Raw genomic sequence first — 11,634 nt, 5'->3', positions numbered from 1 at the left:
GTCACTCCGCGGTGGCCCGGTCCGCGGGCGCCGTGAGGTCTTTGACGAGACGCTGCTCGTGCAGACCCTGCACGCTGCCGCCTTCGCCGATCTTCGCGGCGCCGTCCGGCACCCAGCCGCGGGATCGATAGAAACCGATCGCGCGCTCGTTGCCTGCGAGGACCCACAGGTACGCCGAGGTCCATCCGTCGGTCCGCAACGCGTCCTCGGCGTGGCCGATGAGCGCACGACCGACGCCCTGCGACCAGGCGTCCGGATGCGCGTACAGACCGGCGATCTCGCCACGATCGGTCGTGTCGTCATCGCGTCCCGCGCCGAAACTCGCCCAGCCGACGATCCGACCGTCGAACTCGGCGACGACGAGTCGGTGGGCGACCGTCCCGTACCCGTCGGTTGCCTCGCCGACGAGCGAGCGCTCGATCCAGGTCGACCACATCGCCGTGCGCGCCTCGACGCTCTGCCGATCGAGCACGGCCTGATCGATGAGACCGACGTAGGCCGCGCGCCACGAATCGACGTGGACCACGGCGACGCCGCGCGCGTCCGCGACAGCGGCTTCTCTGATCAGCAACATCCGGTCACCGTCGCCCACAGCGGACGCCGAACGCCCGTCAGTTCTTGTGGCGAGGCTTACGGGCCGGGCGGTCATCGCGTGCGGGGCGGTCGTCGCGACGGTCGTACCGCGGCCGATCGTCGCGACGCTCGAAGCGGTCGCGTCCGCCCTCTCGGGGAGCGCGCCGGGCGCCCGGGCCGCGGTCGGGCTTGATCTCGATCAACCGGCCCGAGATGCGCGTGTCGCGGAGCTTCTCGAGCACGGCGGCGTCGAGGTTCGCGGGCAGCTCGACGATCGAGAAGTCCGGACGGATGTTGATCGCGCCGAAGTCGTCGCGACCCAATCCGCCCTCGTTGGCGAGTGCGCCGACGATCTGACGGGGCTCGACGCGGTGACGACGGCCGACCTCGATACGGTAGGCCGAGTAGTCGCCCCGGCCTCGGCGTTCGCGGGGCTCGCGGTTCTCCCGCGGTTCGCGCGTCGTACGTTCGCGCGGGGGACGGTTGTCGTACTCGACCGCCTTCGCGAGGGCGTCGTCTTCGGGGTCGAGCAGCAGCGGCTGGTCGCCCTGCGCGACGACCGCGAGCGCGGCGGCGACGTCGGCCTCCGGCACGTCGTGATTGCGCACGTAGTGGGCGATGATGTCGCGGAACTTCTCGATGCGGGTGCTCTCTCCGAGCGCCGTCGTGATCGCGTCGTCGAAGCGGGCGAGGCGCGTCGTGTTGACGTCCTCGGTCGTGGGCAGCTGCATCTGCGTCGGCTGCTGACGGGTGGCCTTCTCGATGTGCTTGAGCAGGTAGCGCTCGCGCGGGGTGATGAAGCTGATCGCATCCCCGGTACGGCCTGCGCGCCCCGTGCGGCCGATGCGGTGCACGTACGACTCCGTGTCGGTGGGGATGTCGAAGTTCACGACGTGGCTGATGCGCTCGACGTCGAGTCCACGCGCTGCGACGTCGGTCGCCACGAGGATGTCGAGCTTGCTGTCCTTGAGCTGGTTGACGCTGCGTTCACGCTGCACCTGCGGCACGTCGCCGTTGATCGCGGCGGCCGAGTAGCCGCGAGCGCGGAGCTTCTCGGCCAGTGTCTCGGTCTCGTTCTTGGTGCGGACGAACACGATCATCCCGTCGAAGTTCTCGACCTCGAGGATGCGGGTGAGTGCATCGACCTTCTGCGCATACGACACGACGAGGTAGCGCTGCGTGATGTTGGTGTTCGTGGCGGTCTTGGACTTGATCGTGATCTCTTCCGGATCACGGAGATACTGCTGCGCCAGGCGCCGGATCTGCGCGGGCATCGTGGCTGAGAACAGGGCGACCTGCTTCTCGACGGGGGTCTGCGCGAGGATCTGCTCGACGTCTTCGGCGAACCCCATCTTGAGCATCTCGTCGGCCTCGTCGAGCACGAGGTACTGCAGCTCGGAGAGGTCGAGGGTGCCCTTGGCGAGGTGGTCCATGATGCGGCCGGGGGTGCCGACCACGACGTGCACGCCGCGACGGAGTGCCGACAGCTGCACGCCGTAGCCCTGCCCGCCGTACACGGGCAGCACGTGCACGCCCTTCATCTTCGACGCGTACGACTCGAAGGCTTCGCAGACCTGGAGGGCGAGCTCGCGGGTCGGCGCGAGCACGAGGGCCTGCGGTGTCTTCTGAGCGACGTCCAGCCGCTCGAGGACGGGCAGGGCGAAGGCCGCTGTCTTGCCCGTGCCGGTCTGCGCCATGCCGACGACATCGCGGCCCGAGAGCAGGGTGGGAATGGTCGCGGCCTGGATGGGCGAGGGAGTCTCGTAACCGAGATCCTTGATGGCTTTGAGGACCGGCCCGGTGATTCCGAGCTCCTCGAATCCGGGTGTCGAGGGGGCGTCGGTGGGCGCAGCGTCTTCAGGAGTCACTGATCAAGGGTAGCGTCTCGCCGCGGACGCCGCCTGTGAGCTCTCGATCATGAACCGCTCGTGAGCGCCAGCAGCTTCTCCTTCACCTGACGACGCAGCACCTTGCCGATGAGCGACTTCGGCAGCTCGTCGACGACGAACACGCGGCGCGGCACCTTGTACGGGGTCAGGATGCCGCGAGCGAAGGCGCGGATCGCCTCGACGTCGACGTCGGAGGCCGGGTCGACGACGATCGCTGCGACGACCTCTTCGCCGGAGTGCTCGCTGGGAAGGCCGATGACCGCTGCGTCCATCACCTGAGGATGCTGACGCAGAGCGTTCTCGACCTCCGTCGGCGCCACGTTGAAGCCGCCGGTGATGATGAGCTCCTTGATGCGATCGACGATGCGGATGAACCCGCCGTCGTCGATCGTCACGATGTCGCCCGTGCGGAACCAGTCGCCGACGAAGACCGCGTCGGTCTCCTCCGGCTTGCCGTAGTAGCCGGAGAACACCTGGGGACCTCGCACGAGCAGCTCGCCGGCGGAGCCCGCCGGCACATCGACCGTCGGATTCTCCGGGTCGACCACGCGGCACTCGGTGCCGGGCAGCGGGAGTCCGACCGTGCCCGGCACGCGGTTGTCGGCGACGGGGTTGGCCATGAGCACGGGCGAGCACTCGCTGAGCCCGTATCCCTCGACGAGGTAGCCGTGGGTCGCCGCCTCGAAGGGCACGACGAGATCATGGGGGAGCGCCATGGCGCCCGAGATCGCGACCTCGATGCCGTCGAGCGAGACCCCCGCGTCCGTGGCGGCTGTGAGCAGGCGATCGGCAATCGGGGGCACGAGCGGGAGGAAGGTCGCCGGGTGTTTCTTCATGACGTCGAGCACGAGGGCGGGATCGAACTTCGGGAACAGCACGAGTCGCGCGCCCATCGACATCGCGAACGTGAGGCAGAGGGTCAACCCGTAGGCGTGGAACATCGGAAGCACGGCGTACACGACGCAGCCGTTGCCGCGCTGGATCGACGGAACCCAGGCCTGCGCCTGGGCCGCGTTGGCGAGGAGGTTCCGGTGCGTGAGCGCCGCGCCCTTGGGGGTCCCCGTCGTTCCCGAGGTGTACTGGATGATCGCCAGGTCATCGGTCGACGGGCGGGGGTGCGACGCGGGCAGCGGCTCGGAACCCACCAGGGTCTCCCAGGTCACGGTTCCCCGGACCCGCTCGGTCAGGGCCGCCCGGGATTCGCGGGCTTTCGCGATCGGCAGACGGAGGGCGACGCGTGTGAGGAAGGGCATGGCGCGCGTGACGTCGACCGAGACGAGGTTCGAGACGGCGAGGTCGGCGGGGAAGCGCTGCACGGTCGCCGTCACCTTGTTCCAGACGATGGCGTGCTTCGCGCCGTGGTCCTCGAACTGTTTGCGCAGTTCGCGAGGCGTGTACAGCGGGTTGTGCTCGACGACGACGGCTCCGAGTCGGAGCACCGCGTAGAACGCGACGATGTGCTGCGGACAGTTCGGCAGCACGATCGCGACGGGATCGCCGGCGCGGACTCCGAGGTCGCGCAGACCGGATGCGGCGCGGTCGATCGCGGCCTGCAGCTCGGCGTAGGTGGTCTCCCTGCCGAAGAACTGCAGTGCGGGGGCGTCGGGGTAGTCGCGGGCCGACGCGGCGACGATGTCGATCAGAGATCCGGACACCGGCGCGAGGTCGTCGGGGACGCCGTCGGCGTAGCTGGCGATCCACGGGCGAGGAGGCTCATACGTGCTCACGAGCCCAGCATAGGACGGGGGTTACGCGCTCTGCGGGAGCGGCCTCGCGCGCGAACTAGACTGGAGGGGTGTCTGAAATCACCCCTGATCTTGTGCGCCATCTCGGCGTGCTCGCGCGCATCCAGCTGAACGACGACGAGGTGACGCTGCTCACGGGCCAGCTCGACGCCATCGTCGACAACATCGCCAAGGTGTCGGAGGTCGCGACGGCCGACGTCGCCGCGACCAGCCACCCGATCCCTCTGAGCAACGTCTTCCGACCCGACGAGGTCGGGCAGACGCTCACGCACGAGCAGGTGCTCCAGAACGCGCCGGACCAGGCCGACGGCCGGTTCCGCGTCACCGCGATCCTGGGAGAAGAGCAGTGAGCGACATCATCCGCCTGACCGCCGCAGAGCTCGCCGACAAGCTCGCCGCGCGCGAGATCTCGAGCGTCGAGGCCACTCAGGCGCATCTCGACCGGATCGCGGCGGTCGACGGCGACGTCCATGCCTTCCTGCACGTGAACGAGGGCGCGATCGCCGCTGCCTCCGAGATCGACGCCCGTCGCGCGGCGGGGGAGCAGCTCGGACCCATCGCCGGCGTCCCGCTCGCCATCAAGGACGTCCTGGTCACCACCGACCAGCCGACCACCAGCGGCTCGCGCATCCTCGAGGGCTACCGCTCGCCGTACGACGCCACGGTCGTCGCGCGTTCACGGGCTGCGGGCCTCGTTCCGCTCGGAAAGACCAACATGGACGAGTTCGCCATGGGTTCGTCGACCGAGCACTCCGCGTACGGGCCGACGCGCAACCCCTGGGATCTCGACCGGATCCCCGGTGGATCCGGCGGTGGTTCCGCCGCTGCCGTCGCCGCCTTCGAGGCGCCTCTCGCGCTGGGCTCCGACACCGGAGGCTCGATCCGGCAGCCGGCCCATGTCACGGGAACGGTCGGGGTGAAGCCGACCTACGGCGGTGTGAGCCGCTACGGCGCCATCGCGCTGGCGTCGAGCCTCGACCAGGTCGGTCCCGTCACCCGCACCGTGCTCGACGCGGGTCTGCTGCACGACGCGATCGGCGGTCATGACCCGAAGGATTCCACCTCGCTCACCGACGCCTGGCCGTCGTTCGCCGATGCCGCCCGCGAGGGTGCCCGGGGCGATGTCCTCAAGGGACTCAAGGTCGGCGTCATCCGCGAGCTCCCCGACAGCGGGTTCCAGCCCGGCGTCGCGGAGTCCTTCCGCAGCGCGCTGGCGCTCATGGAGGCCCAGGGCGCGGAGATCGTCGAAATCGGCGCACCGCACTTCGAGTACGGCGTGGCGGCGTACTACCTGATCCTCCCCGCGGAGGCGTCGAGCAACCTGGCGAAGTTCGATTCCGTGCGCTTCGGGCTGCGTGTCACGCCGGACGGCAACCCCACGGTCGAGGACGTCATGTCCGCGACGCGCGACGCCGGATTCGGCGATGAGGTGAAGCGTCGGATCATCCTCGGCACGTACGCGCTCTCGGCGGGGTACTACGACGCCTACTACGGCAGCGCGCAGAAGGTGCGCACTCTCATCCAGCAGGACTTCGCCAACGCCTTCGCCGAGGTCGACGTCATCGCGACCCCTTCGGCGCCCACGACGGCGTTCAAGCTGGGGGAGAAGATCGACGACCCGCTGCAGATGTACCTCAACGACATCACGACGATCCCGGTGAACCTCGCCGGCGTCCCGGGCATCTCGATCCCCAGCGGTCTCGCGTCGGACGACGGCCTCCCCGTCGGCATCCAGTTCATCGCCCCTGCGCGTGAGGATGCCCGCCTGTACAAGGTCGGCGCCGCGCTCGAGACCGTGCTGCTCGACTCCTGGGGGGCTCCGCTCCTCACCCGTGCACCCCAGCTCGCAGGAGGGAACCGCTGATGGCCACCGCCAAGCTCATGGACTTCGACAAGGCGCTCGAGCTGTTCGAGCCCGTGCTCGGGTTCGAGGTGCACGTCGAGTTGAACACGAACACGAAGATGTTCTCCGATGCGCCGAACCCGGCCAACGAGCTGTACCACGCGGCCGAGCCCAACACGCTCATCGCGCCGGTCGACCTCGGCCTGCCCGGATCGCTGCCGGTCGTGAACGAGACCGCCATCCGCTCGTCGATCAGCCTCGGCCTCGCGCTCGGCTGCTCGATCGCGGCGTCGAGCCGGTTCGCGCGGAAGAACTACTTCTACCCTGATCTCGGCAAGAACTACCAGATCTCCCAGTACGACGAGCCGATCGCCTTCGAGGGATCGGTCGAGGTCGAGCTCGAAGACGGCACCATCATCCAGGTGCCGATCGAGCGCGCGCACATGGAGGAGGATGCCGGCAAGCTCACCCACATGGGTGGTTCCACCGGCCGCATCCAGGGAGCCGAGTACTCGCTCGTCGACTACAACCGCGCAGGCGTCCCCCTCGTCGAGATCGTGACGAAGACCATCTTCGACACCGAGCACCGCGCTCCCGAGGTCGCGAAGGCGTACGTCGCCGCGATCCGTGACATCGTGCGCGGACTGGGCATCTCCGAGGCGCGTCTCGAACGCGGCAACCTCCGGTGCGACGCGAACGTGTCGCTGCGTCCCCGCGGCGCCGAGAAGCTGGGTACGCGCACCGAGACGAAGAACGTCAACTCGATGCGCTCCGTCGAGCGTGCGGTCCGCTACGAGATCCAGCGCCAGGCGCAGATCCTCGCCGACGGCGGGACGATCACGCAGGAGACCCGCCACTGGCACGAGGACACCGGCACGACCTCGCCGGGGCGTCCGAAGTCGGATGCCGACGACTACCGCTACTTCCCCGAGCCCGACCTGCTCCCGGTCGAGCCGGCGCCTGAGCTCATCGAGGAACTGCGAGCGGCCCTGCCCGAGCAGCCGGTCGCCCGGCGCCGCCGGCTGATGGCGGAGTGGGGCTTCACCGACCTGGAGTTCCAGGACGTGCGCAACGGCGGCCTCGTCGAGGTCGTCGAGGCGACCGTCGCGGCGGGCGCGACCCCGGCGACCGCCCGCAAGTGGTGGACGGGTGAGATCACGCGTCTCGCGAACGCGCAGGAGAAGGACGCGACCGAGCTCGTGTCGCCCGAGAACGTCGCCGCACTCCAGAAGCTCGTCGACGCGGGAACGCTCACCGACAAGCTCGCTCGCCAGGTGCTCGAGGGCGTCATCGCGGGCGAAGGCACACCGCAGGAGATCGTCGATGCACGGGGTCTCGCTGTCGTCTCCGACGACGGAGCGCTGATCGCGGCGATCGACGAGGCCCTCGCCGCGCAGCCTGACATCCTCGCGAAGATCAAGGACGGCAAGGTGCAGGCGGCCGGTGCGGTCATCGGCGCCGTCATGAAGGCGATGAAGGGCCAGGCCGACGCCGCGCGCGTGCGCGAGCTGGTGCTGGAGCGCGCCGCGCAATGACATCACGGGCTCGGCCGCTCGAGGGCGGCCGGGCCCGCCCCGCATGTCGGCGGCCCGAGGAAGAATGGTCTCATGGGTCACGGTGACGGCAGAGGGCGCCTCGTGTCGACGGCGGACGCCGACGACACGGGAACCGGCATCCTGCACGTCGACATGGATGCGTTCTACGCAGCGGTCGAGGTTCTGGATGACCCGAGCCTCCGTGGTCTCCCGCTGATCATCGGTTCGCCCGACGGACGCTCGGTCGTGTCCAGCGCGTCCTATGAGGCCCGACGCTACGGCGTGCGCTCGGCGATGCCGGTGTCGCAGGCGCTGCGCCTCTGCCCGTCCGCCCGCATCGTACCGCCGCACTTCCACCGTTACCAGGCCGTCTCTCGTCAGGTCATGTCGGTCTTCGAGTCGATCACGCCGCTCGTGGAACCCCTCTCCGTCGACGAGGCCTTCCTCGACGTGCGAGGCGTTCGCCGTCTGTGGGGGAGCCCCGTCCAGGTGGCGGAACTGGTGCGCAGGCGCGTCTTCGAGGAGGTCGGCATCACCTGCAGCGTGGGCGTCGCCTCGACCAAGCACGTCGCGAAGATGGCGTCGACGATCGCGAAGCCCGACGGGATGCTCGTCGTCGCCGCGGCCGATACGCAGTCGTTCCTCGATCCACGGCCTGTGCGCGCACTGTGGGGCGTCGGCCCGAAGGCCGCCGAAGCGCTGGAGGGACGCGGCATCCGCACGATCCGCGACATCCGCGAGTCGTCGCGTGAAATGCTGGACCGCGCCGTCGGACCCGCTCTCGGCACGCGCCTGTCGCAACTCTCCCGCGGAGAGGACGCCAGGGCGGTCGAGACGGAGCGCATCGAGAAGAGCATCGGCCACGAGGAGACGTTCGACGCCGACATCACCGACCGCGAGTTCTTGAAGGCGGAGCTGCTGCGCCTGGCGGACCGGGTCGCAGCGCGGCTTCGCAAGGCCGAGTGGGAGACCGGCACGGTGTCGATCAAGGTCCGCTTCGACGACTTCCGCACCCTCACCCGATCGCAGACGCTCGCCGAGCCCACGGCCGTCGGGCAGCGCATCGGAGAGGCGGCGCAGGCGCTGTTCGCGCAGATCGACCGACGCGACCCGGTGCGGCTCGTCGGCGTGCGGGCCGAGAAGCTCCGCCCGGCGGGCGCAGGCGGTTTCGGGCTCTGGGACGAGGACGAGGACTGGCGGCGCGTCGAAGGTGCCATGGACGACGCCGTCGCGCGATTCGGCTCCGCGACCATCACGCGCGCCAGGCACCTCGGGCGCGGAGACGGGCGCGGCGCGGCGCAGCATCCGAAAGCCCACGGCGTCGATTGACCCCTGCGCGGCGACGGCGCCTGGACTAGCGTGGACCCATGCCCAACATTGCACTGGAACTCGGAAAGCAGGCCGCGTCCTTCGGGGTCAAGACCGCCTACGGTGAGCCGCAGGACGTCGACGGCGTGAGCATCACACCCGTGGCGTTCACCTACTCCGGCTTCGGCGGAGGAAGCGGAGACGGCGCGGAGGGTGGCGGTGGCGGTGGCGTGTCGGTGCCCGTCGGTGTGTATGTGCGCCGCGAGGAGGGGCTTCGCTTCGAGCCGAACATCGTGACCTTGCTCGTCGTGGCCGTGCCCTTCGTGTGGGTGGCCGGACGGGCGCTCTCCCGCATCATCCGTGCCCTCAAGAAGTGACGATGCCGTCGCGGGTGCTCTCGAGCATGCCGCGACGGTGCTCGTCGGCGACATCCGCGATCTGGCGGTGTCGAATCCGGTCGTCCTGATCGACGGGCGGAGCGGGGCGGGCAAGACGACGCTCGCACGTATGCTCGTCGAGCGCTGGCCCGTACAGGGTCGCGTGCAGTCGATCGCCCTCGACTCGATCTATCCCGGGTGGGACGGTCTCGATGCGGGCGCGGAGCGCGCTCTCGACGGCATCCTCAGGCCTCACGGTCGCGGCCTGCTCGGGAGTTGGCGGCGCTGGGATTGGGAGAGCGAGGCGGATGCCGAGAGCCATGCCGTGGATCCCGCTCTCAGCCTGCTCGTCGAGGGCAGCGGCATCCTCACTCCCGCGACGGCGAAGATCGCGGATGTGACGGTGTGGGTCGAGTCGGCGGAGCGGGGACGGAAGGCGCGGGCGTTGTCGCGCGACGGCGACACGTACCGCCCGCACTGGGACCGGTGGGCAGCTCAGGAGGACGAGCACGTGCGGAGGGACGCCCCTCGGGCGCTGGCGACGCGCGTCGTGACCGTCCCCTGATCGTCAGCCCAGACGGTCCGCTGCCTGCACCACGAGCTCGAGCCGATAGCCGAGCCAGTCGTAGACCCCGTATCGCGGGTCGTCGGGGTCGTGCTCGTCGTCGGACTCGATCCCGAGGCGTTCGGCGATGACCAACCGGAGTGCGGTGAGCGTCCGCATCCAGGCGTCCAGATCGGAGGAGGTCGCCATCACGTCGATCTGCGCGAACGCGTCTTCCTCCGGGGCGGCCTTCGCGCCCGGGAGCGACGAGGCGATCGTCGTGCGCACGGTGACCGCGTCGGTACGACGGCGGTCGATGAGGTCGTCGGCGGTCGCCGACCGGAATGCGCGAGCGGCCTCGTCGTCGTCGGGATAGGCGCTCGGCGTCAACCTCTCGATCGCGGTGTCGGAGGGATCGCGATCGACGCCGAGGAGGTCGATGAGATCGTCCAGCAGCTGGACGAGCTGGTGCCCCTCGATCACAGCCATCTGCAGAGTCACTCGTCGTTCGGCACTCACGAGGCGACCTTCCGCACCGTGGCCCAGAGTCCGTAGTCGTGCATGGCCTGCGCATGCACCTCCATGGTCTCGCGCGGTCCTGTCGCGACGATCGCGTGCCCCTCGTGGTGCACGGCGAGCATCAGCTGAGTGGCCCGTTCGGTCGAGTACCCGAAGTACGTGCGGAACACCCGCACCACGTAGCTCATGAGGTTCACGGGGTCGTTCCACACCACGACCTCCCATGGCTCCAAGGGGGCTGCGCTCAACTCGACCTGCTCGTCGATCTCGGGGGTGGCGAGCGGACTCATGCCCACCCCAGTTCGTGCAGCTGCTCGTCGTCGATGCCGTAGAAGTGCGCGATCTCGTGCACGAGGGTGGTGTGGACCTCGTCGCGCAGCTCGTCTTCGTCGTCGCACGCGGCGAGATGCGGCTCCCGGTAGACGACGATGCGGTCGGGCAGCTCGCCCATGCCGTACTGCGTGCGCTCAGTGAGCGCGAGGCCGTCGTACAGTCCGAGGAGATCCAGGCTCCCGTCCTCCGGGCGGTCCTCCACGACGAAGACGACGTTGTCGAGTCCCTCGACCATGTCATCGGGAAGGCGGTCGAGTTCGTCGACGACGAGTTCCTCGAAGGCGTCGGCAGTCATGTCCATCCCTGCCAGCCTATTGCCGCTCGGCCGACGACGGTCAGTGCAGGAACGCGAGCAGGGCGGCGACTCCGATGAAGAGCACTCCGAACACCGTGTTGAGTGTGCGCTGTCCGCGTGCCGAGCGGGTGAAACGACGGAACGGGCGAGCGGCGGCGGCGAAGAAGCCCCACATGACGAGGATGTCGACGACGATCACCGTCGTGATGAGAACGAGGTACTGCGGCAGCTGCGGCTCGTCGAGGCGGATGAACTGCGGGATGAACGCCAGGAAGAAGACGATCGCCTTGGGGTTGAGGAGATTCACCCAGAATCCTCGGCGGATCATCGACCAGTGACCCTCGCGGGAAGGCGCGCCCTGCGCATCGATGTCTGCAGCGGTCGAGGGACGCGTCACGATCAGCCGAACGCCCAGATAGACCAGGTAGGCCGCCCCGGCGTAACGGATCACCGTGAACAGCACCTCGGATCGGGACACGAGGAGGCCCACCCCGGCGGCCACGATCACGACGTGGACGATGAGAGCGAGCTGCTGGCCGACGATGCCCCAGATCGAACGCATCCACCCCTGGTTCAAGGCGTTCGACATCGTGTTGATGGCGCCCGCTCCCGGCGTGAAGCTGATCACGACGCAGGCGAGGAGGAGCGAGAACCAGACTGCCGGCGACACCTC

13 protein-coding genes are annotated in these 11,634 nt (G+C 69.0%); 6 read left to right on the top strand and 7 right to left on the bottom strand.

Annotation, left to right across the window (positions count from 1 at the left end):
* Position 1 precedes the first annotated feature (1 nt).
* Genes MRBLWO14_RS00615 through MRBLWO14_RS00605 form a run of 3 tightly spaced genes read right to left on the bottom strand, consistent with a single transcriptional unit; the run spans position 2 to position 4,189 of the window.
* Positions 2-574 carry a GNAT family N-acetyltransferase gene (locus MRBLWO14_RS00615; protein WP_341934562.1) on the bottom strand — a complete coding sequence of 191 codons (573 nt, stop codon included), beginning with the start codon at positions 572-574 and terminating at the stop codon, positions 2-4.
* Positions 575-611: 37 nt separating this feature from the next.
* Positions 612-2,441, bottom strand: coding sequence for a DEAD/DEAH box helicase (locus MRBLWO14_RS00610; RefSeq protein ID WP_341934561.1), 1,830 nt, complete (start codon positions 2,439-2,441; stop codon positions 612-614).
* Between the two features lie 47 nt (positions 2,442-2,488).
* Positions 2,489-4,189 (bottom strand): long-chain-fatty-acid--CoA ligase, encoded by a 1,701-nt coding sequence (locus MRBLWO14_RS00605; RefSeq protein ID WP_341934560.1) that lies wholly within the window; start codon positions 4,187-4,189, stop codon positions 2,489-2,491.
* A 68-nt stretch (positions 4,190-4,257) separates the two neighbouring features.
* On the opposite strand from MRBLWO14_RS00605, the gene gatC reads away from it, so the two are divergent.
* The 6 genes from gatC to MRBLWO14_RS00575 all read left to right on the top strand — a co-directional run bounded on the left by gatC (position 4,258) and on the right by MRBLWO14_RS00575 (position 9,835).
* Positions 4,258-4,557, top strand: coding sequence for an Asp-tRNA(Asn)/Glu-tRNA(Gln) amidotransferase subunit GatC (gene gatC, locus MRBLWO14_RS00600; protein WP_341934559.1), 300 nt, complete (start codon positions 4,258-4,260; stop codon positions 4,555-4,557).
* A complete protein-coding gene (gene gatA, locus MRBLWO14_RS00595) occupies positions 4,554-6,071 on the top strand; it encodes an Asp-tRNA(Asn)/Glu-tRNA(Gln) amidotransferase subunit GatA (protein ID WP_341934558.1) in 1,518 nt (505 codons plus the stop codon). The genes gatC and gatA overlap by 4 nt, the downstream gene beginning before the upstream one ends.
* Entirely contained in the window at positions 6,071-7,585 is a 1,515-nt protein-coding gene (gene gatB, locus MRBLWO14_RS00590) for an Asp-tRNA(Asn)/Glu-tRNA(Gln) amidotransferase subunit GatB (RefSeq protein WP_341934557.1), read from the top strand. Before gatA ends, gatB begins: the two co-directional genes overlap by 1 nt.
* Before the next feature lie 72 nt (positions 7,586-7,657).
* Positions 7,658-8,914: a DNA polymerase IV gene (locus tag MRBLWO14_RS00585; RefSeq protein ID WP_341934556.1), complete on the top strand. Its 1,257-nt coding sequence runs from the start codon at positions 7,658-7,660 to the stop codon at positions 8,912-8,914.
* Positions 8,915-8,952: 38 nt separating this feature from the next.
* Positions 8,953-9,270 carry a hypothetical protein gene (locus tag MRBLWO14_RS00580; RefSeq protein ID WP_144877562.1) on the top strand — a complete coding sequence of 106 codons (318 nt, stop codon included), beginning with the start codon at positions 8,953-8,955 and terminating at the stop codon, positions 9,268-9,270.
* The gene (locus tag MRBLWO14_RS00575) at positions 9,254-9,835 is read left to right on the top strand and encodes a hypothetical protein (protein WP_341934555.1); all 582 of its coding nucleotides are present in this window, start codon (positions 9,254-9,256) and stop codon (positions 9,833-9,835) included. The genes MRBLWO14_RS00580 and MRBLWO14_RS00575 overlap by 17 nt, the downstream gene beginning before the upstream one ends.
* 3 nt (positions 9,836-9,838) lie before the next feature.
* On the opposite strand, the gene MRBLWO14_RS00570 is transcribed toward MRBLWO14_RS00575, so the two are convergent.
* From MRBLWO14_RS00570 to MRBLWO14_RS00555, 4 genes are read right to left on the bottom strand one after another with little or no spacing between them, the layout of a single operon-like run.
* Entirely contained in the window at positions 9,839-10,303 is a 465-nt protein-coding gene (locus MRBLWO14_RS00570) for a DUF2017 family protein (RefSeq protein WP_341934554.1), read from the bottom strand.
* Between the two features lie 26 nt (positions 10,304-10,329).
* Positions 10,330-10,623, bottom strand: a complete 294-nt coding sequence (gene clpS, locus MRBLWO14_RS00565) for an ATP-dependent Clp protease adapter ClpS (protein ID WP_341934553.1) — start codon at positions 10,621-10,623, stop codon at positions 10,330-10,332.
* The gene (locus tag MRBLWO14_RS00560; protein WP_341934552.1) at positions 10,620-10,967 is read right to left on the bottom strand and encodes a metallopeptidase family protein; all 348 of its coding nucleotides are present in this window, start codon (positions 10,965-10,967) and stop codon (positions 10,620-10,622) included. The genes clpS and MRBLWO14_RS00560 overlap by 4 nt, the downstream gene beginning before the upstream one ends.
* A gap of 34 nt (positions 10,968-11,001) precedes the next feature.
* Positions 11,002-11,631, bottom strand: a complete 630-nt coding sequence (locus MRBLWO14_RS00555; RefSeq protein WP_341934551.1) for a LysE family transporter — start codon at positions 11,629-11,631, stop codon at positions 11,002-11,004.
* Between the last annotated feature and the right edge of the window lie 3 nt (positions 11,632-11,634).

Origin of the sequence: Microbacterium sp. LWO14-1.2 (genome assembly GCF_038397715.1) — a bacterium.
GTDB lineage: Bacteria > Actinomycetota > Actinomycetes > Actinomycetales > Microbacteriaceae > Microbacterium.
Note: the sequence above shows the minus strand (reverse complement) of the source record. Positions and strands in the feature narration are given on the sequence as shown.

What these genes read in the sequence shown, in the direction of transcription:
- MRBLWO14_RS00615 (WP_341934562.1), bottom strand. Translation starts at nt 574, where the DNA reads ATGTTGCTGATCAGAGAAGCCGCTGTCGCGGACGCGCGCGGCGTCGCC.
- gatB (WP_341934557.1), top strand. Translation starts at nt 6,071, where the DNA reads ATGGCCACCGCCAAGCTCATGGACTTCGACAAGGCGCTCGAGCTGTTC.
- MRBLWO14_RS00585 (WP_341934556.1), top strand. Translation starts at nt 7,658, where the DNA reads ATGGGTCACGGTGACGGCAGAGGGCGCCTCGTGTCGACGGCGGACGCC.
- MRBLWO14_RS00580 (WP_144877562.1), top strand. Translation starts at nt 8,953, where the DNA reads ATGCCCAACATTGCACTGGAACTCGGAAAGCAGGCCGCGTCCTTCGGG.
- MRBLWO14_RS00570 (WP_341934554.1), bottom strand. Translation starts at nt 10,303, where the DNA reads ATGGCTGTGATCGAGGGGCACCAGCTCGTCCAGCTGCTGGACGATCTC.
- clpS (WP_341934553.1), bottom strand. Translation starts at nt 10,623, where the DNA reads ATGAGTCCGCTCGCCACCCCCGAGATCGACGAGCAGGTCGAGTTGAGC.
- MRBLWO14_RS00560 (WP_341934552.1), bottom strand. Translation starts at nt 10,967, where the DNA reads ATGGACATGACTGCCGACGCCTTCGAGGAACTCGTCGTCGACGAACTC.